Raw genomic sequence first — 19,634 nt, 5'->3', positions numbered from 1 at the left:
GCCTAAGTGCTGGTTAAGCTGGCGTGGCGAAATCTCTGGCGACAGAAGCGGCGCACCCTGCTGACCGCCGGGGCACTGGCCCTTGCCCTGTTGCTCTCACTGCTGACCCGAAGCCTGCAGGAGGGCAGTTACGCCAATAACATCGATAACGCCGCCCGCTTTGCCACCGGCCTGTTGCAGATCCAGCATCCCGATTTCGGTGAGAGCCAGAGCATCGACGATCTGGTTCCCGGGGCACCCCGCTTTATCGAACCGGCCCGGTCCCTGCCAAGAATCAGTCATGTTCTGCCCAGGCTGGAGTCCTTTGCCCTAGCGGCGGGCGAGCAGCGTTCCAAGGGGGCACTGGTGATGGGGGTGGTGCCCTCACTGGAAGCGGATTACGCCCGGGTGGCGGAGCGGGTGGTTGAGGGGCGCTATCTGACCGATGACGACGGCGGCGTGTTGGTCGGTGAGGGGCTGGCCCGTTTCCTGGAGTTGGAGGTTGGCGACAAGTTGGTGCTTTACGGCCAGGGCTACCGGGGGCAAACCGCGGCGGGGCTCTACCCCATCGTGGGTCTGTTGCGTTTCCCCATGCCCGGCATCGACAACCAGTTGGTTTACCTGCCACTTCCCCTGGCCCAAAACCTCTACAGCACCGGCGACCAGGTTACCGCCTGGGTGCTGCACACCTCCCCTCTATCCACCCTGCCGGAGGTGGCTCACAAACTGGCGGCGCACTATCCGTCACAGCGGATCCGGGACTGGCAGGACCTGGCCCCGGAGATGGCTCAGCAGATCGCACTGGATAGGGCCGGCGGGGTTTTTATGATCGGGTTGCTCTACGGCGTCGTGGGCTTCGGCCTGTTTGCCACTCTGCTGATGATGACGCTGGAGCGCCAACGGGAGTTTGGGGTAATGCTGGCCACTGGCATGCTGCGTCACAAGCTGCTGGGTCTGGTGATGATTGAGTCCGCCTTTATCTCGGTGATCGGCGTGGCGTTGGGCCTGCTGCTGGCCTTTCCGATTCTGCTCTGGCTCTACCTCGACCCCATCACTCTGGGCGGGGACACCGGCGAGATGATTCGGCAGATGGGCTGGGATCCGCTGCTTCCCGCCATGATTGAACCCTGGTTGTTTGGCGAACAGATCCTGATTGTGCTGCTGATACTGGCCCTTTGCCTGCTCTACCCCCTCTGGCGCATCTACCGGCTCGACCTGGTGTCCGCCCTGATGGGAGGTGGCCATGCTGGTTAAGCTCGCCTGGCGCAATCTCTGGCGCAACAAACTGCGCACCGCCATCATGCTCGGCGCCATGACCTTCGGCCTGCTGGGGGTGATCGTGATGATCGGCTTTATCAACGGCCTGTACGGCAACATGATTCAGAACGCCATCGCCTGGCAGACCAGTCATCTTCAGGTCCACAACAGCCGTTACCTGACCCATCCGGACATTCAGGACACGCTGCAGGACGCCGATGCCCTCACCCGTTGGCTGGAAACGCAACCGACGGTCACCGGGTGGTCCAGTCGCCTTATCGCCGAGGGGATGGTCGCCTCGGCGCGCAGTACCCGGGGCATCCGCATCAACGGCGTGGTGCCGGAACGGGAAGCGGGGGTCACTCCGGTGGCGGATCACATTCGCCAGGGCGCCTGGCTCGATGAACAGGGTCGTAACCCGGTGGTGCTCTCCAGCAAGACCGCTGAGCGTCTGCGGCTGAAAGTAGGCTCCAAGGTGGTGCTGACCTTTACAGACCCTGAGGGCGAAGTGACCGGCGCCGCCTTTCGGGTGCGGGGCCTGTACCAGAGTCCCATCAGCGCCTTTGATGACGCCAACCTGTATGTCCGTCAGCCGGACCTTGCCAAGCTGGCTCATCTGCAGGGTGTCCATGAGATCGCCATCGTCACGGACGACGGCGGTGAACTTCCCCACCCCGAGACCGAGGCGGTAAAAGAAGCGCTGACCCGGATCGCGGGCTCAGAGAGCCAGGTTCGCGACTGGCAAACCGTCCAGCCCATGCTGGCGGCCATCATCGGCCAGATGGGGATCAGCAACGCCATCATCCTGGGGATCTACGTGCTGGCGATGAGCTTCGGCATCGTCAACGTGATGCTGATGTCGGTGTTTGAACGCACCCGGGAGTTCGGGGTGCTGATGGCGGTGGGGATGACCAAGCCCCGCATCTTAATCCTGATCCTGCTGGAGGCCACCCTGCTTGGCGTTTGCGGCGGTGTGCTGGGACTGCTCGCCAGCTTGGCGCTGATGTCATGGCTTGCCGATACCGGCATCCCCCTAGGCAGTATGGCGGAGGGGTTGGCCGCCTTTGGCGCCGATACGCAGCTCTACCCCCTGGTGCACCCCGCCGATTACCTGATGGTGCTGGTCACCGTGCTTGTCGCCAGTCTGCTGTCTGCGCTCTATCCCGCCCGACAGATCCTGAAACAGCGTCCAGTGGACGCCATGGCCCAATGATACTGAGGCGACCATGACCATAACGATTCAAGGTTTAAGCAAAATCTACAACCCCGATTCCGAGTTTCCGGTTCATGCGGTGCGCCAGATTGACCTGACCATCGAGCAGGGTGAGTTTGTGGCCATCATGGGCCCCTCTGGTTCGGGCAAAACCACGCTGCTCAATATGCTGGGGGGCATCGACGTCCCCAGCGAAGGCACCATCCACATCGATGAAGATTGCCTTAATGATCTCAGTCAGCACCAGATGATCGCGTTTCGCCGGGACAACGTCGGCTTTATCTTTCAGAACTACAGCCTGCTGCCGGTATTGACCGCCCTCGAAAACGTGGAGTTTGTGATGCAGTTGCAGGGCCACAGCGAAGCGGAATGCCGGGAGAGGGCCACGGCACTGCTGACTCAGGTCGGGCTCAAAGACCACCTCAACAAAGTCCCCGCCAAACTCTCCGGGGGGCAACAGCAGCGTGTGGCAGTGGCGCGCGCATTGGCGCCACACCCCCGCTTTGTGATGGCGGATGAGCCCACCGCCAACCTGGATGCCCAGAACACCACGGATCTGCTGAACATCATGCAGCAGTTGAACGAAACCGAGGGCACCACCTTTATCTTCTCCACCCATGACCCCCGTGTGATCACCCGGGCCCGACGGGTGATCGTAATTGAAGACGGCCGCATCACCGAGGATCGCCAGCAGTGACAGCCGCCCGTCTGGCCCTTGCATCCATCCTGCTTATCCCCTTGGTGGCTCAGGCCACCGTGCCCGGTCTTGCTCCACAGAAAAATTGGGATCTTGGCGGCTACATCAAGTACATGGCCACCGGCACGATAGCGGACGAGGGTGAGAATGGGCTGGACCACCTTCTGCACCAGCGCTTTAACTTCGAGTATCGCTTCTCCGACTCCCTCAGGGTCAATGCAGGCATGCGCAACCGGGTGCTGGCTGGTGACACGGCGGAGCTGCCCGGCTTTGGTGGATTGGTGGGCCGGGACGATGGCTACCTGGACCTGACCCACAACTGGATCGACAAAAGTGGCCTGGTGGGCACCACCACCTTCGACCGCCTCTACCTGGATTGGCAAGACAACGACTGGCAACTCCGGGGAGGACGGTTTCGCATCAACTGGGCCATGGCCACCCTATGGAATCCGAATGACCTGTTTAACAGCTACTCCATCTACGACTTCGATTACGAGGAGCGGCCGGGCAGCGACGCGGTGTTGGTGAGCCGAAAACTGGGTTTCGCCAGCCAGCTGGATCTGGTCTACAACCCGGCCCGGGAGAGCGAGTTCACCAGTTACGCCGGTCGCTACCTGTTCAATCGAAAGGGCTGGGACGGCCAGATCCTGGTGGGCAAATCCGGCCTCGACGCGGTTATCGGCGTCGGTATGGCGGGTGATATCGGAGGCGCAGGGGTCCGTGGCGAAGTGAGCCGGTTCGAGCCCACCCGGGACAGTTGGCAGGAGGTGCCTCTGGAAGCGGCCACCGTGGCCACCCTGGAGAGCGATTACAGCTTTGTCAGCCGCCGCAACTGGATGGTACGCGGCGCCCTGCTCTACATCAGCAACCCGCAGGAGCCGGACAGCGCCCTCGCCTTTCTGAATCTGCCCCTGACCGCCCGTACCCTGAGTTTCACCCGCTGGAGCGGCTACGGCGACGTCAGCGCCGATCTGACCGCCCTGACCCGGTTGACCCTCTCCGCCACCGCTTACGACGATGGCTCCTACTTTGTTGGCCTTAATGCGAGCCACTCCCTGGCCGATGACTGGCAACTGCTGGGGGTTGTGCAGCGCTTTGACGGCAGCAGCGACAGTTTGTTTGGCGAAACCCCCGCCACTCTGCTGTTTGGCCAGATCCGCTGGAACTTCTAAACGAACGGCTTAAAGGGGTCGTCCACCGGCGTATGGGCCAGATGGTTGGTGAAGTTGCTCATCACCTTCTGGCCAATCGCCAGCACAATCTCCAGCAGATTCCTTCGGTCATAACCCGCCGTCATAAAGGCCGCCTGTTGAGCTTCGCTCAGTTGCCCACGATCCCGCACCAGAGCCAGCGTGGTGTCATGGAGGATCTGCAGTTTCGGGTTGGGCAACGGGCCGCCCTCCCTGAGCGCCTCAATCACCGCCTTATCCACCCCCATACCGTGGGCGATGGCGGTGTGGGCGGGCAGACAATAGTGACACTGATGGAATCGATTGATGGTTTGCCAGACCACGGTCTTCTCGGTGGCATCCAGGCTGCTCTCCAGAAATTGCTGGTGCGCCTGCTGGTAAGCCGCCAGTAATTGCGGCGACTCCGCCATCACCGCGTGAAGGTTCGGGATCATGCCAAACGCCTTCTTTGAACTCTCGAGCAAACGGCGGCTGGCTTGTGGGGCATTGTCCTGGTCGTAGAGGATGAACTCGGTCATAGGGCTGTCCTTGGGATGCACTCTGTGGCTCTCCAAGCCTAGACCGGATCCAATAAGGCGTACGTTCACCCCCCGTGAGCCATTGAGAATGCTAGCTTTAATGGAGTGCACTACTGGAGCCTGAACCGATGCGCCTGCTACTGCCTGTACTCCTTATCGCTCTGCCGATGGCCGGTTTCAGTGCCACCTTCGGTGGCCCCGATGCCGTAGACAATCAGCTGGAACAGGATAAGAAACGTCACCCTGTTGCGCTGAAAGACCGCTGGGCGGAGCGGGGACTGAGCCTGGGATTCGATTACTCCGCGGTGGCGCTGTGGGCCAGTGACGCTCTGCCGGGTGCCGACGACAATGCCGCAAGCGGCATGGCGCGCTTTTATGGCAGTTGGGCGCTGGTGAAGCGGAACAGCAGCAACACCGGTTCTCTGGTCTGGAAACTGGAGCACCGCCACAGCTACACCGATACCTCAGTGAAGGGGTTTGAGTTTGGCGTTGGGGGGCTGGGATTGGTTACGCCGCCATTCAGCGATGAAAAGACCCGTCTGACCAACCTTTACTGGAAGCAGCGGCTGGCTGACGGCAGAGCCACCTTCGTTGCAGGCTTTCTCGACGCCACCGACTACTTTGATGTCTACGCCCTGGCCAGTCCATGGACCGGCTTTATGAACTTCGCCTTCAGCACCGGCACCACCACCGTGGCCCTGCCCGGCGACGCCACTCTGGGTATCGCCGGCGCCACCATGCTGGGGGAGAACTGGTTCGTGATCGCGGGCCTGACCGATATGGAGTCCGACCCCACCGAACCCTTTAAAGGGTTTGAAACCTTCTTCTCGGATAACCGCTACTTCTCCAGCCTGGAGCTGGGCTGGACCTCGGATCAGGAGCAGATCTACCTCAACAATGTCCATCTGACTCTGTGGCATGCGGACGAGAGTGACAAGCAGGGCACCAATGAGGGACGGGGGATCAATCTCTCCGCCTCCACCATGCTGGGGGCCTGGCTGCCCTTTGTCCGGGCCGGATTCAGCGAAGACAGCGGGACTCTGGCGGAGACGTCCGTCAGTGTGGGAACCGGCTACTATGGCCTGGCTGAGGGCAGTACCCTGGGGGCGGCAGTCAACTGGGCAGAGGTGCCGGGGACGGATGACCAGTGGACCTGGGAGCTGTTCTTCCTGTTCAAGGCCCTGCCTTATCTGGAACTGACTCCGGACATTCAGTTTATCCAGAATCCGGCACTGAATCCGGGCGAGAGCAGCGTCATAATGTATGGCCTGAGGGGGCGCATTTTCTATTGAGGCAAACCCTCAACCGGTGGAAATGACACGCCACTCCCGGGCACAATGTCGCCATTCCGGCTCACGGCGAAAGGAGATCGCGTTTTCGTGTTGCGCCCCACTCTGTTCTGGTTGGCTCCCTTGCTGGGCCTTGCCCTGTTGCCCCTGCCGATGCGGGCAGAATCCCTGTTTCTGACCGGCCAACTCACCCTCTGTCAAAGCGACAGGATGACCCACTGCCAGCGCACTGCGATCGATCCTCTGCAACTGCGCAGCGCCTATCGCGGACCACAGTTGTCACTGTCCGAATCGACGTTGGCCCAACTGGATGGCCCTGTGCTGGGGCTCTCGCCAGACGCCCTGACGGCGATGCGTCTGGGACTCCGTGCCATCGCTGAGGAATTGGGCGATCCCGACCTCTCCGCCGAAGCGTTCTGGCAAACCCTTGAGCCTGAACCGAAGTGGCTGACATCGCTGAATGGCGCCCAGCGGCTTTGGCTTCAGGATGCACTGGAGCGCCCGCAGACCGACCGCTATGGCACCCGCAAGCGCGCCACCGCCTGGCCATCTGCGGGGCACACTCCTGCCACAGAGCGCGTCATTGAGAGGCTGATTTCCCGGCTGAAGCAGCGCCAATCCAAACCCACACTGGTGGTAATGAGCAGCGGCAACCGGGACCCCTTTGCCGCCAGTGATGCTGTACTGTCCCTGTTTGCCGATGCGGACATCACGGTGCACTGGCTGCCTCTGGATGCCAGCCTTCAGGCAGCACGTCAGGCTCACCAGTGCCACAAGCTCGAGCAGTATCGTCAACAGGTGCAGGGCAACCTGAATCGGCAACGGCTCTACCCCAAACGGGTCGCCTACCAGCAGCAGGTCTGTCTGCAGCCGGAACTGGCGATGCACTGGCTGGACAAGGCGGATGGGATCTACATCGCGGACGGGGCAGCGGATCTGGTCCGCGCCAGCCTTATGACGGCTGAGGGTGAGGCGACTCCGGATCTGAAGCGGGTCCTGCAGCGCTTCATGAATGACGATCTGCTGTTAGCCGCAAGCGGCGGAGCGGCCAGCGCTCTGGTGGAGTTGCTCAGTGAAAGTGTGGAGAGCTGGCAAGACAGCGAGTTGGAGACTCAGCCTGTGCTGACCGGACTGCTGATGACCGGAACGGTCAATCAGCTCGCCATCGAAGCCAATACCGCATTACGCATTGATGCCGGAGAGTGGCAGGTTGTCGGCGAAGGAGGGGTGTGGCTGTATCAACGGCAGCATCAGCTGAACCACTTTCTGCAAGCGGGAGATCGCGCTCGGGGAGCCCCGTCAGCGCTGACCGTCCATCTGGCCCACCCCCGCGTAAAAGAACAGGATCAGCAGGATGCGCCGCTGGTTTTGCCGCTGGACGAGGCCGCGCTACTGATGCCGACCGACGCACTGTGCCACAGCACCCAACAGCAGGCACTTGGCCAGTTCGAGGCTGGCACTGCCCCCATGGGGGCGGTCTGGACGGTCACCGAGGCCAGCCAGTTTGGTGTGACGGACGGTGGCCGGTGCAGCTACCACCACATCAAGTTGGAAGTGGGGGTCGTTGGAACGCCTCAGTCACCCTGATGGCCCAGTTTGGTTAGCGCCTCTTTCGGCACGTCAAACTCCGCCAGTATGGTTTGCAGGTTGCTGTCCACAAAGCCCACAAATTCACGCTGCATCTGTAACTGCCAAAGCGCGTCAGAAACGGCCGCCAGCGCTTTCTCTCTCTCCGGGTGAGAGGGCGGCAGCGCGCGGTAGTGCTTGATCGCCTTTTTCAGCGAATCGCCTGCCCTGCCGAGTGCGCCGCTCTGCTCCTTCATAAATTCCCATTCCAGTCCCTGATGATGGTCTTCCTTGAAGTATCGGCTGTTCATGGTTTCCACTCCCGGTGGCCTCTCAGGGGAGATGCCTTCTCCCCGCCTTCTGAAAGGGTAGAACGTCTCTGCCAACACGGATGTGAGATGGCGCTCGGATCCCACAAGAACCAATTCCCGTCAAGCTTGTCTTGTCATGGCCATAAAAGCCGCTAAAATGCGACGGCGATTAAGGATATCCATCATCCAAGATTCAAAGCCAACCAAATACGATCTGACCGCACTCGCGTCAGACTCAGCGCGGCCTACACTTATCCTTCGCCGGTCCTCACCGCAGGCAGAGATGCCGCGAGTTCCAGCCGGAAGGTAAGGTGGCGGAGCATTTGTTACAGGTGGCGTTTCCAGAGGACGAAGATTTCGTAAACCTTTGGGAATTCCTGTATACTACCGCGCAATTTTGTTTGACCCTGACCAATAGAGTACAAAAATGGCAGACCTTTCCAAGTACAGAAACATCGGCATCTTCGCCCACGTAGATGCTGGTAAAACCACTACTACCGAGCGGGTTCTGAAGCTGACCGGTAAGATCCACAAGATCGGTGACACTCACGACGGCTCCACTACTACTGACTTCATGGAGCAGGAAGCTGAGCGTGGTATTACCATTCAGTCTGCTGCGACTACCTGTTTCTGGAACGACCATCGCCTGAACATCATCGACACCCCTGGGCACGTTGACTTCACCATTGAAGTATACCGCTCCCTGAAGGTACTGGACGGTGGTGTAGGTGTATTCTGTGGTTCCGGCGGTGTAGAGCCTCAGTCCGAAACCAACTGGCGCTACGCTAACGAATCCAAAGTTGCTCGTCTGATCTTCGTGAACAAGCTGGACCGTATGGGTGCAGACTTCTACCGCGTTGTTGATCAGGTGAAGAACGTACTGGCTGCCCGTCCGCTGGTTATGACTCTGCCGATCGGTATCGAAGACGAGTTCACTGGCGTTGTAGACGTACTGAGCCAGAAAGCCTACGTATGGGACGACTCTGGTCTGCCGGAGAACTACGAAGTTGTTGAGATCCCGGAAGAGCTGAAAGAGAAAGCGGCTCAGTACCGTGAAGAGCTGATCGAAACCGCTCTGGAAGCCGACGAAGATCTGCTGATGGAATACCTGGAAGAGGGCGTTGAGCCGTCTCTGGAAGACATCAAGCGCTGCATCCGTACCGGTACCCGTGACCTGATGTTCTTCCCGACCTACTGTGGTTCTGCGTACAAGAACAAAGGTATCCAGCTGATCCTGGACGCGGTAGTTGACTACCTGCCGGCTCCGACCGAAGTAAACGCTCAGCCGCTGACCGACAAAGAAACCGGTGAGCCGACTGGCGAAGTTGCTACCGTTGACGAGAAAGAGCCGCTGCGCGCTCTGGCGTTCAAGATCATGGATGACCGTTTCGGCGCCCTGACCTTCATCCGTATCTACTCCGGTACCATGAAGAAGGGTGACACCATCCTGAACTCTCACACCGGTAAGACCGAGCGTATCGGCCGTATGGTTGAGATGCACGCTAACGACCGTACTGAAATCACCACCGCTCAGGCTGGTGACATCATCGCCGTTGTGGGCATGAAGAACGTACAGACCGGTCACACCCTGTGTGATCCGAAGCACGAGTGCACCCTGGAGCCGATGATCTTCCCGGATCCGGTAATCTCCATCGCGGTTGAGCCGAAGGACAAAGGTTCCGTTGAGAAGATGGGTATCGCCATCGGTAAACTGGTTTCCGAAGATCCGTCCTTCCAGGTTGAAACCGACGAAGAGTCCGGCCAGACCATCCTGAAAGGTATGGGCGAACTGCACCTGGACATCAAGGTAGACATCCTGAAGCGTACCTACGGCGTTGAACTGATCGTTGGTCAGCCGCAGGTAGCCTACCGTGAAACCATCACCTCCGCGGTTGAAGACAGCTACACCCACAAGAAGCAGTCTGGTGGTTCCGGTCAGTTCGGTAAGATCGACTACCGCATCAAGCCTGGCGAGCAGGGTTCCGGCTTCAAGTTCGTGTCCACTGTTGTGGGCGGTAACGTACCGAAGGAATTCTGGCCTGCCGTTGAGAAAGGCTTCAAAGAGATGATGGCCACCGGTACCATGGCTGGCTTCCCGGTTCTGGACGTTGAAGTTGAGCTGTTCGACGGTTCCTTCCACGCCGTTGACTCCTCCGCCATCGCGTTCGAAATCGCCGCTAAAGGCGCTTTCCGTCAGTCCATTCCGAAGGCTTCTCCGCAGCTGCTGGAGCCGATCATGAAGGTTGACGTGTTCACTCCGGAAGATCACGTTGGTGATGTTATCGGTGACCTGAACCGTCGTCGCGGCATGATCAAAGACCAGGAAGCTGGCGTAACTGGCGTTCGCATCAAGGCTGACGTACCGCTGTCCGAAATGTTCGGCTACATCGGTCACCTGCGTACCATGACCTCTGGTCGTGGCCAGTTCTCCATGGAGTTCAGCCACTACTCTGCTTGCCCGAACAACGTTGCTGAAGCCGTTATCGCTGAGCAGAAAGAGAAGAAAGCTAAGAAGTAATCTGACTTCGGCTGATTCTTGAAGAAAACCCCGGTTGCGTAAGCACCGGGGTTTTTTAATGCCATTTCGCCGGGCGAGTCAGCCCAGTAGCGGAAGAAAGCTCAACAGCAGGTAGCCCGCCAGAATCACCGCCACCCAGATCACCATGGCGCCGGACAACGGCGTTCCCCCCAACGTCCCCTCCGGCACATGGGTGGCCAGATAGTGTGTCACCGCCCTGCCCCAACGCTGCATTCGCGACTGCAACGACGACAGCCATGCCCAGAACCCATGCCACGCTCCGCTCACCAGGCGGTAGCCCACACCACGGTACAGCCAGTCGGCATCCAGATTCACTGAGGGCAGCTCCGGCGGATAGAGCCCCTGTCGATTGAGCCAGACAAAGGCCAGTGCCGAGAAGAAGAGCAGTTGCGTCTGAGCCAGCACATGAGTGGCATCGTAGGGCCAATAGCCGGTGTCGTAAGGCAGCAAGGCATAGAGGTACTGTGGGAACAGCCCGGCTCCTACGCAGAACAGCGCCGCCACCAGCATCGCCAACAGCATGTTGTTAGGTGGGTCTGCCGCCTTCAGGCCCCGGTCATGGGCGAAGAAGGCAAAATAGGGGATCTTGATACCCGCATGGTGGAACACACCGGCAGAGGCGAACAGCAGGAGCAGCCAAACCACCGGGTGCCCCTCAATCAGTGCCGCACTCATCACCATCGACTTACTGACAAAACCGCTGAACAGGGGAAACGCCGAGATGGAGGCCGCCCCCACAATGCAGAGAATGGTGGTCTTCGGCATGGTCTTGTAGAGGCCACCGAGACGAGAACCCTCTATCCGCCCCGTCATCATCAGCACCGCGCCCATCGACATAAACAGCAGGCCCTTAAACAGGATGTCATTGACCGCGTGGGACACCGCCCCGTTCATTGCCAGTTCGCTGCCCAGCCCCACCCCAACCACCATAAAGCCCACCTGGTTAATCAGGCTGTAGGCCAGCACCCGTCTCAGGTCGTTCTCAATCACGGCATAGAAGATGGGGAAGCAGGCCATCGCGGCACCGATATAGACCAGCAGTTCGGTGCCGGGAAAACCGCGCGCCAAAGCGTAAAGCGCCACCTTGGTGGTAAAGGCGCTGAGAAAAACGGTGCCTGTCGGCGTCGCTTCCGGATAGGCGTCCACCAGCCAGCTGTGCAGCATCGGGAACACACATTTGATGCCAAAGCCCAGAAACAGCAACCAGGTGGAGAGGTCCGAGAGGGTCATCGCCTCAAACCTCAAGGATCCCTCGCTCTTGAGGTGCAACAGGGCGCCCACCAGCAGAAAGAGCCCGGACACCACCTGAACCATCAGGTAACGCAGACCGGCGCTGTAGGCTCGCTCCGTTCCCCCGGCCCATACCAGCCAAACCGAACTGAGCGCCATCCCCTCCCAGAACAGGAATAGGGAGAGCAGATCCCCCGCCAGCACTGCACCGATGGCGCACCCTGCGTAGAGTAAGCCCGCCACCCACTCCAGGGTGGACTTCAGATGAAACGCGAACAGCAGCGCAATAAACGCCGCCAGATGGAAAACCAGGGCGAACACCCGGCTCAGACTGTCCAGCCGATAGAACTCCAGCGTCTGGCCCATCAGGGAGAGGGAAGCATGGCTGCCCAGAGGCTGATTCCACACCATCAGTGCGCTGATCAGGGGCACCAGTAAGGCGATCCAGCGCCCTGCCCCGGGGCGGGCAGTGGCAACCAGCAGGGCGCCAAAGAAGAACAGCAGCGGGGGCGGCAAATCAGTCATCCTGCTCCTCCCGGCCTTCCAGGCGGTCGTAGTAATGCTCGTCCCGCATCAGTACCTTGCGCAGCAGCTTCGCCACCAGCACCAACACGACGCAGCCCACAAAGCCGTACAGCGGGTAGAAGCCCGGCATCCCCTCCCAGGGGTGCACCACATGGCGGTGATAGAGCAGATCCAACAGGGCCAGAATGCCGCAAAACAGGTAGAACAGTTTGAATCCCCAATGTTCCATCACTCCCCTCCTCCCGCCAGCCGTCCCAGTTCAGCCAGGGTCTCCGGCACCCAGAACAGCACCAGTGTCGCAAAGGCGGTCAGCAGTAATGCCAGCAGCACCGGCCAGGGTGCCTCACCGGTATGGCTCTCTTCCTCAGGCGCCTGGCGCAAAAAGGCCCGCACCGGTATCGGCAACAGATACGCCACGTTAAGCAGAGTGCTCAGAACCAGAACGCCCACCAACAGCCACTGAGACCGGTCCAGACTGGCGCTGAGCAGCAGCCATTTGCTCCAGGCTCCGCCGGTGGGAGGCAATCCAATGATGCTCAGGCTGGCCAGGAAGAACGCCGCCATGGTCCAGGGCATCCGCCGCCCAATCCCGTCCAGCTGGCTGACATTGGTTTTGTGCGATGCCACCAGGATCGCCCCGGCACAGAAAAACAGGGTGATTTTGCCCAGCGCGTGAGCCGCGATCTGCATCCCTCCGGCCATGATCCCCAGCGGTGTCGCCAGCATCGCCGCCGCCGTGATGTAGCCCAGTTGGCTGACGGTGGAATAGGCCAAACGCTTCTTCAGGTTGTCCTGACGCATCGCCACCAGCGACGCCCAGATAATGGAGAAGGCCGCCAGCCCCAGCAGCATCGGAGTCACCGGCAGTGCCGAGACGGTTTCCAAACCAAACAGGTACACCACGCCCTTGAGGATGGTGAACACCCCCGCTTTGACCACCGCCACCGCATGAAGCAGCGCACTGACCGGTGTGGGCGCCACCATGGCGGCAGGCAGCCAACGATGAAATGGCACCATCGCTGCTTTACCAACCCCCAGTACAAACAGCAGCAGGAGCACACTGAGCAACATCGGATCCTGCGGTTCTGAGAACACGCCACCCGGGGCAAAGACCAGAGTGCCGGCTTCACGCTGGACCCCAATCATTGCCAGCAGCAGCAATACAATGGAGGTAAACAGCAGAACCCCAAGGTAAACCCGGCCACCCTGACGCGCCGCCGGCGTGCCTGCGTGGGTCACCAGCGGGTAGGTGGAGAGGGTCAGCACTTCGTAAAAGAAAAACAGGGTGAGCAGATCCCGGGCAAAGGCGATCCCCATCACCGCGCCCATCGCCAGGGCAAAGCAGGCGAAGAATCGGGTCTGGTTCGCCTCGCCATGACTTCGCATATAGCCGATGGCATACAGCGCGGTAACGGGCCAGAGCGCACTGGCGACCAGAGCAAACAGCAGGCCCAGAGGCTCCACCGAGAAGCCAACGCTCAAACCCGGGAAGGGGGAAGGCAGAATCATGGGCTCGGGCGGCATCTGGTAAAGCTGATACACCTGAGCAAACAGGATGACGCCCCCAATCAGAGAGATCGCCTCCCTCAGGTTGGGATGACGACCGGTGTAGACCACGCCGAGGGCCACCAGCCAGGGGATCAGCAACACCGCCATCATGGGCCGCCTCCCAGCAGGGCGTTCACCGCCCCTTGCGCCGCCGCCAGGGTCCATCGGGTATCAAGGCCCAGATAGAGATTGGCGATCACCAGAATCCAGGTGGGCAGCAGCAGAGCCAGAGGGGCTTCACAGGCTAGTTCGTCGTTGCGAACAAAGTAGGCCACCTCCACCACCTTCCAGAGGTAGACCAGCGCCAGCACGGACCCCATCAGCACCACCATCGCAATGGGCCACCAGTCTCGCTCCAGCAGGGCGAGCACCAGATACCATTTGCTCACAAAGCCAACGGTGCCCGGCACCCCAACCAGACTCAGGCCGCCAATCACCAGCGCCGCCATGGTCCAGGGCATCCTTCGGCCCAACCCGGCAAACTGGTGAAGGCGGGTATGGCCAAGCTGATAGCACACCGCCGCCAACGCCAGGAACAACGCCCCTTTCATCAGAGCGTGATTGATCAGGTGCAGCAGCGTCGCCAGCAGGCCGGTCCGGTTTGCCGCCGCGATCCCCAGGATCAGGTATCCCACCTGCGCCACGCTGGAGTAGGCAAAGAGCCGCTTTACGCTCTTCTGGTAGATGGCTGCCACCGAGGCTGCCACCACCCCCACTACGCCCAGTACCAGCAAAATCGCTTCCAGAGGAAGGTGGGCAAAGCTGAAGCCGCCGCCGAAGATGGTAAAGACAAAACGGAGCAGCACATAAACCGCCACTTTGGTGGACGTTGCGGCCAGGAAGGCCGACACCACGGAAGGGGCGCAAGCGTAGGCGCCGGGCAGCCAAAGGTGAAGGGGAAACAGCGCCAGTTTCAGACAGACGCCAACCAGCACGAATGCAAAGGCGGTGTAGATGGTCCGCGTGCTTTCCACTGCCGGCAGCCGCTGGGCCAGGTCCGCCATATTGAGGGTGCCGGTCATCATATAGAGCAAACCCACACCGATCAGGATAAAGGTGGCCCCCAGCGTACCGAGGATCAGGTATTGATAGGCCGCCCACAGAGCACGACGGTCACGCCCCAGCGCAATCAGGGCGTAGGTGGAGAGCGAGCTGATCTCAAGAAAGACGAAGAGGTTAAAAGCGTCACCGGTGGCCACGATGCCCATGGAGCCGGCAAACACCAGCAGAAACAGCACATAAAAGGGAAGCTGCCGCTCCTCCGCCAACTCCTTCTGAATGCTGCTGGGGGCCGCCAGCATCACCGCCACTGCCATACCGCTGACCAGAACCAGCATCATGGCGCCGAGGGCATCAATGCGGTACTCAATGCCCCAGGGCGCTTCCCAGCCACCCAGAGGGTAGTTCCAGACGCCCGTCTGCATGACCTGTTGCCACAGGGCCACGCTGAGCCCCAGAGCGGCCATGCACACACCCAGCACAAACCCCGCGATCAACCGGGAACGCCCCAACAGCAGGCAACTGGGCGCGGCCAGCAGAGGCAGAATGACCGGGAGAATGGGCAGATGACTCATCATATCCGGTCATCCTGCTGCTGGATCTCATCCTCTTCCAGAGTGCCATAGGCCTCATGGAGTCGGACCGCAAGCGCCAGCCCAAGGGCGGTGGTGGCCACCCCCACGACGATGGCGGTAAGGATCAGCACATGAGGCAGGGGGTTGGAGAAGACCACGTAATCCGGGTCCAGGATCGGGGCGGTGCCCCCCTCCACCTTACCCATGCTGATATAGAGGATGAACACCGAGGTCTGGAACAGGCTCAGGCCCATCAGCTTTTTGATCAGGTTGCCCTGAGCGATGACGATGTAGAAGCCAATCATCATCAGCAACACCACGATGTAGTAGTTGTACTGACTTAACCAGGTCATCAGGATGCCCCCCTGTCCACCCGGGCGGAGAAGGTCAGGAACAGCAAAAGCATGACGGCGGTGACCGTGATCCCCACCCCCAGCTCCACCAGCCAGATCCCAAGGTGCTGCCCCGCCACACTGTCGTCCGCCAGCACCCGGTAATCCAGGAACGGCTTACCCTGCAGCAGCGCCACCATCCCTACTGAGCCGTACAGCAGCACCCCCAACGCCGCCAGCATCCGAATTACCGACTCCGGGATCAGCGCCCGCACCGCATCAAGACCAAACACCATGGCATAGAGGATCAGACCAGCGGCAAAGATCACCCCTGCCTGAAACCCGCCGCCCGGTCCATAGTCCCCATGAAACTGCACATACAGGGCAAAGAGCAGAATGGGAGGGATCAGCATTCGGGACACCACCGCCAGAATGCGGTGATGGCGCATATCCAGCGCCCGCGTCGGGCGACGAACATGGCGGCGTCCCAGCAACGCCACCACGCCGATGCCTGCGGTGAAGATCACCACGGTTTCGCCGAATGTATCGAAGCCTCGGTAGCTGGCCAGAACCGAAGTCACCAGGTTAGGCACCCCCACTTCGCTGAGGCCATCTTCGAGATAGTGGGACGCCACATGGCTTTGAGCCGGTGCGTTGGGATCCCCGAACCGGGGCATGTCCACCAGACCGTAAAACAGCAAAAAGGCGATAAGGGCGATGACCGCCAGGGTTCGGCGGGCTTGAAATGAATGGGGGTTTTCAAAGCGCCCGGTCAGGGTCAGAGCGGCCAGCATCAGCAAGGTGGCGATCCCCGCCCCAACCGCCGCTTCGGTAAAGGCCACATCCACCGCATCCATCAGCACAAAAAAGGCCGCTGACAACAGGCTGTAGATCCCGGTCAGCATGGCGCAGGCAAACAGATCGCGGGTCCGAGCCAGTGCCAGAGCGGTCAGCACCAACAGGCTCAGCAGCAGGATATCGAGCAGAAATTCCATCCATGGCCCTCTTGTCAGTCTGAACCCAGCTTGGGCTTGATGCCGCCGGTCAGCGCGGCCTTGGCGATGGCATGGCTGGAGGTGGGACTGGTGACCAGCAGAAACAGGAAGATCCAGGTCAGTTTGGCCAGCACCAACAGTTCGCCATTCACCCAGAATCCCAGCCCCAGCAGGATGCATCCGCTGCCGAGGGTGTCGGTCACCCCGGCCGCATGCAGGCGGGTATAGACATCGGGAAAGCGCAACACGCCAATAGTGCCGCTGACGCACAGAAAGGTGCCCACAAACAGGAATGCACTGCCTACCCAGAGCGGCCAGATCATGAGTCCTCCTCCACCCGGCGCTGCTCGAAAAAGCGCAGCACACCGATGACGCTAATAAAGTTGATCAGCGCGTACACCAGCGCGATATCCAGAAAGTCCGGCCGCCCCATCAGAAAGCCCATCACCGCAATCAGCAGCACGGTCTTAGTACCAAACAGGTTAACCGCCAGAATACGGTCATACAGCGTCGGCCCCGCCACAGCGCGCAACAGCGCCAGCAACATTGCTGTTGCCAAACCCAACGCCGCTGCGCCCAGCATTACGGCTCCAGCGCCAGCACACGCTGGCTCATTTCGCCCAACTCCAATTCGCGCAGCGAGGAGGCGTTAAGGGCATGCACTTCGATGGTGTCCCCATCCAGGCGGATGGTGATGGTGCCCGGCGTCAGGGTAATGGAGTTGGCGTACACCACCCGGGTCAGGTCTTCGCTTTGCAGCAGGGGCAAACGACCAATCGCCGGGTTGACGGATTGCGGGTCCAGCCAGATGTGACGGACCACCTGAATGTTGGCTTTGACGATCTCTGCCATCAGCCACAACCAGTAGCGCGGCAGACGAGCGAAACGAACTGGCACCGGCGGCCCCAGCAGCCCCATCCGGTCGCTGATAAACAGCACCAGAAGAATGGATGCCCCGCCAAGACCGAGCATCAGCGCGCTGTAGTGCCCGGAGTTGGACAACCAGAGCAACAGGAGAAATGGAGAAAGACTCGCTACAGGTCGCATCCTATCCCTGACCAAATAATGACCTATCCTTTTAATCTAGTTGATAAACTTTTGATTGGCCAAAAGACACTCAGTGGACGTCAGCAGCACCGACTGCCATGATGAGACCCGCTGAATTCCTGGTATGGATGCTTTGATATGTACAACACCGCTCGGTTGCTCCTGCGCCCGGCGCAACTCTCTGATGCCGACTTTATTCTCTCGCTGGTGAACAGCGAGGGCTGGCTGAAGCACATTGGCGATCGGGGTATCCGCACTCTGAAGCAAGCGCAGAGTTACATTGAGGAGCAGTTGCAGGCCCACTACAGCCAGCACGGCTATGGCCTGTTTGTTATGTGCCTGAAGCCGGAAAATCGGCCGGTCGGTCTGTGCGGTGTGTTAAACCGGGATACCCTGCCCCATCCAGATCTCGGCTTTGCCCTGCTGCCTCAGTGGCAGAGGCAGGGGCTGACGCTGGAGGCGTGCCTAAGGGTGCTGGAGGAGGCTCGGGACAGTTGGTCCATTGCGACGCTGTGGGGGATCACTTCGCCGGATAACGCGGCATCCGCCGCCCTGTTGCGCCGCCTTGGGTTTATCGAAAACGGCACGGCGCAACTGAGCGAAGACGCCGACAGTGTGCGCCGCTTTGTTCTGAGTCCGGTCAGTTAAAGGGGCCGAACTGCCGCACGGAATCCGGGAGCCGGGCCAGCAACGCGGCCCGCCACCTCAAATGGTGACGCTGCCAAGCCACGCCCAGCAGGATGATACCCAGTCCCAGCAGAGTCAGCAGTGCCGGGAACCACCAGCTGTCGCGGAACAGGTCATACGCCAGGTGGCCAAGGTAAGCGAACAGCCCCAACGCGCCAAACACCGTAAAGACCCGGCGATTTAGCATCACCCCAACCAGCATCATAAGCAGATTGATAAAGCCATAGAGGGCACGATCCCACTCGCTGTCACTCTGCTGGCTGCTTAGCCCCCCCCAGAATGCCACCACCCCAAACAGGTAGAGCCAGAAGGCAAAGTCGCGGTGGTTTTCCCGGTCCCGGTGTCCATCCACATAGAGGCCCAGACCCACCATTACCAGCCCCATCACCATGCTGATCTGGCCCCGCTCCGGCCAGGTGAGCCGCTCCCCAAGAAGCCACTGTGCCCCATCCATCGACAGAAACCAGAGGCTGATCGCCAGAGGGCAGATAAGGAAAGGCACCCGACGCCAGGTCAGCGCCAGCATCGCCGCCAGCAGCGTGGCCAACTCCAGCGACACCCAATGCGCCTCAACCCGACGGTAGAGGCCGGGATAGGGTTGTTGCTCAGGCCACCACCCCATCCCCTGCTGAAAACCGTACAACACCAGTGGCGTCAGACAGACCACAAACACCAGCGCCAGCCCGGCGGGAAGCCAAAGCTGCCGCCGCTCCAGCGCCAGTTGCAGCACCAGCCCCAATAGCCCATAGAACAGCGCAAGACCCATCACCCCAAAACCGCCAAACCGCTCCCACCCCAGCTCCATAAATACCGTCATGGCGCCGATGGCCAGCAGTGCCCCGAGGTAATAGAGCAGATGGGTCAGGTCAAAACGGGCCGGTCCCCGACCGGGCTCCGGTTGCCACAGGGCCTGAAGCGCTTCCGCTTGCTGCTGAGAGATGATGCCGGCGCTGACGCCCGCTTTGAGTTGGGAGGAGAGAGGTTCGTGAGCCACGCTGATGGGTTCCTGAGCCTGAACAGTGACCCTTCCACAGTGACGCAAACCCTGAGTGCACGCAAGCGGATCCCGTCCGGACGATGCCCCTTATCCATTAGATTTTTCCTTGGGAAACAGACCGCTTTGATTCGCCCACCCGG

General features: G+C 60.4%; 20 protein-coding genes. 8 read left to right on the top strand and 12 right to left on the bottom strand.

Going from position 1 to position 19,634, the window contains the following annotated elements; translation table 11 throughout:
* Positions 1-6: 6 nt before the first annotated feature.
* The 4 genes from KUV52_RS11525 to KUV52_RS11510 are packed head-to-tail and all read left to right on the top strand — an operon-like array spanning position 7 to position 4,318.
* Positions 7-1,233, top strand: coding sequence for an ABC transporter permease (locus KUV52_RS11525; protein WP_222526080.1), 1,227 nt, complete (start codon positions 7-9; stop codon positions 1,231-1,233).
* A complete protein-coding gene (locus KUV52_RS11520) occupies positions 1,223-2,449 on the top strand; it encodes an ABC transporter permease (protein ID WP_222526079.1) in 1,227 nt (408 codons plus the stop codon). The genes KUV52_RS11525 and KUV52_RS11520 overlap by 11 nt, the downstream gene beginning before the upstream one ends.
* 13 nt (positions 2,450-2,462) lie before the next feature.
* Positions 2,463-3,146 carry an ABC transporter ATP-binding protein gene (locus KUV52_RS11515; RefSeq protein WP_222526078.1) on the top strand — a complete coding sequence of 228 codons (684 nt, stop codon included), beginning with the start codon at positions 2,463-2,465 and terminating at the stop codon, positions 3,144-3,146.
* On the top strand, positions 3,143-4,318 hold the full coding sequence (locus tag KUV52_RS11510) for a hypothetical protein (RefSeq protein WP_222526077.1): 1,176 nt from the start codon (positions 3,143-3,145) through the stop codon (positions 4,316-4,318). The genes KUV52_RS11515 and KUV52_RS11510 overlap by 4 nt, the downstream gene beginning before the upstream one ends.
* On the opposite strand, the gene KUV52_RS11505 is transcribed toward KUV52_RS11510, so the two are convergent.
* Positions 4,315-4,854, bottom strand: coding sequence for a carboxymuconolactone decarboxylase family protein (locus KUV52_RS11505; protein WP_222526076.1), 540 nt, complete (start codon positions 4,852-4,854; stop codon positions 4,315-4,317). The genes KUV52_RS11510 and KUV52_RS11505 overlap by 4 nt on opposite strands.
* Before the next feature lie 128 nt (positions 4,855-4,982).
* On the opposite strand from KUV52_RS11505, the gene KUV52_RS11500 reads away from it, so the two are divergent.
* Both KUV52_RS11500 and KUV52_RS11495 read left to right on the top strand, forming a co-directional pair.
* Positions 4,983-6,146 carry a carbohydrate porin gene (locus tag KUV52_RS11500; RefSeq protein WP_222526075.1) on the top strand — a complete coding sequence of 388 codons (1,164 nt, stop codon included), beginning with the start codon at positions 4,983-4,985 and terminating at the stop codon, positions 6,144-6,146.
* Between the two features lie 87 nt (positions 6,147-6,233).
* Positions 6,234-7,730, top strand: coding sequence for a hypothetical protein (locus KUV52_RS11495; RefSeq protein ID WP_222526074.1), 1,497 nt, complete (start codon positions 6,234-6,236; stop codon positions 7,728-7,730).
* Here KUV52_RS11495 and KUV52_RS11490 read toward each other — a convergent pair.
* Positions 7,718-8,020: a DUF6665 family protein gene (locus KUV52_RS11490; RefSeq protein ID WP_222526073.1), complete on the bottom strand. Its 303-nt coding sequence runs from the start codon at positions 8,018-8,020 to the stop codon at positions 7,718-7,720. The genes KUV52_RS11495 and KUV52_RS11490 overlap by 13 nt on opposite strands.
* 427 nt (positions 8,021-8,447) lie before the next feature.
* Here KUV52_RS11490 and fusA point away from each other — a divergent pair, with 427 nt between their 5' ends.
* On the top strand, positions 8,448-10,538 hold the full coding sequence (fusA, locus tag KUV52_RS11485) for an elongation factor G (RefSeq protein ID WP_222526072.1): 2,091 nt from the start codon (positions 8,448-8,450) through the stop codon (positions 10,536-10,538).
* A gap of 78 nt (positions 10,539-10,616) precedes the next feature.
* Here the strand turns inward: fusA and KUV52_RS11480 are convergent, their stop codons facing one another.
* Genes KUV52_RS11480 through KUV52_RS11440 form a run of 9 tightly spaced genes read right to left on the bottom strand, consistent with a single transcriptional unit; the run spans position 10,617 to position 17,810 of the window.
* Complete coding sequence (locus KUV52_RS11480) at positions 10,617-12,314, bottom strand: Na(+)/H(+) antiporter subunit D (protein WP_222526071.1); 1,698 nt, start codon at positions 12,312-12,314, stop codon at positions 10,617-10,619.
* Positions 12,307-12,543: a hypothetical protein gene (locus tag KUV52_RS11475; protein WP_222526070.1), complete on the bottom strand. Its 237-nt coding sequence runs from the start codon at positions 12,541-12,543 to the stop codon at positions 12,307-12,309. The genes KUV52_RS11480 and KUV52_RS11475 overlap by 8 nt, the downstream gene beginning before the upstream one ends.
* Positions 12,543-13,973 (bottom strand): proton-conducting transporter membrane subunit, encoded by a 1,431-nt coding sequence (locus tag KUV52_RS11470; RefSeq protein ID WP_222526069.1) that lies wholly within the window; start codon positions 13,971-13,973, stop codon positions 12,543-12,545. The genes KUV52_RS11475 and KUV52_RS11470 overlap by 1 nt, the downstream gene beginning before the upstream one ends.
* Positions 13,970-15,439 (bottom strand): monovalent cation/H+ antiporter subunit D family protein, encoded by a 1,470-nt coding sequence (locus KUV52_RS11465; RefSeq protein WP_222526068.1) that lies wholly within the window; start codon positions 15,437-15,439, stop codon positions 13,970-13,972. Before KUV52_RS11465 ends, KUV52_RS11470 begins: the two co-directional genes overlap by 4 nt.
* Positions 15,436-15,789 carry a cation:proton antiporter subunit C gene (locus KUV52_RS11460; protein WP_222526067.1) on the bottom strand — a complete coding sequence of 118 codons (354 nt, stop codon included), beginning with the start codon at positions 15,787-15,789 and terminating at the stop codon, positions 15,436-15,438. The genes KUV52_RS11465 and KUV52_RS11460 overlap by 4 nt, the downstream gene beginning before the upstream one ends.
* A complete protein-coding gene (locus KUV52_RS11455) occupies positions 15,789-16,763 on the bottom strand; it encodes a DUF4040 domain-containing protein (RefSeq protein WP_222526066.1) in 975 nt (324 codons plus the stop codon). Before KUV52_RS11455 ends, KUV52_RS11460 begins: the two co-directional genes overlap by 1 nt.
* 14 nt (positions 16,764-16,777) lie before the next feature.
* Positions 16,778-17,086, bottom strand: coding sequence for a monovalent cation/H(+) antiporter subunit G (gene mnhG, locus KUV52_RS11450; protein ID WP_222526065.1), 309 nt, complete (start codon positions 17,084-17,086; stop codon positions 16,778-16,780).
* Positions 17,083-17,346 carry a monovalent cation/H+ antiporter complex subunit F gene (locus tag KUV52_RS11445; protein WP_222526064.1) on the bottom strand — a complete coding sequence of 88 codons (264 nt, stop codon included), beginning with the start codon at positions 17,344-17,346 and terminating at the stop codon, positions 17,083-17,085. Before KUV52_RS11445 ends, mnhG begins: the two co-directional genes overlap by 4 nt.
* Complete coding sequence (locus KUV52_RS11440; RefSeq protein WP_222526063.1) at positions 17,346-17,810, bottom strand: Na+/H+ antiporter subunit E; 465 nt, start codon at positions 17,808-17,810, stop codon at positions 17,346-17,348. The genes KUV52_RS11445 and KUV52_RS11440 overlap by 1 nt, the downstream gene beginning before the upstream one ends.
* Before the next feature lie 138 nt (positions 17,811-17,948).
* Between KUV52_RS11440 and KUV52_RS11435 the strand changes: the two genes are divergently transcribed.
* Positions 17,949-18,458 (top strand): GNAT family N-acetyltransferase, encoded by a 510-nt coding sequence (locus KUV52_RS11435; protein ID WP_222526062.1) that lies wholly within the window; start codon positions 17,949-17,951, stop codon positions 18,456-18,458.
* On the opposite strand, the gene KUV52_RS11430 is transcribed toward KUV52_RS11435, so the two are convergent.
* Positions 18,451-19,491 carry a DUF2157 domain-containing protein gene (locus KUV52_RS11430; RefSeq protein WP_222526061.1) on the bottom strand — a complete coding sequence of 347 codons (1,041 nt, stop codon included), beginning with the start codon at positions 19,489-19,491 and terminating at the stop codon, positions 18,451-18,453. The two genes, KUV52_RS11435 and KUV52_RS11430, sit on opposite strands and share 8 nt — an antisense overlap.
* Between the last annotated feature and the right edge of the window lie 143 nt (positions 19,492-19,634).

Source organism: Ferrimonas balearica, assembly GCF_019802055.1.
Lineage (GTDB): Bacteria > Pseudomonadota > Gammaproteobacteria > Enterobacterales > Shewanellaceae > Ferrimonas > Ferrimonas balearica_A.
This window is presented reverse-complemented; position numbering and strand designations above follow the sequence as displayed.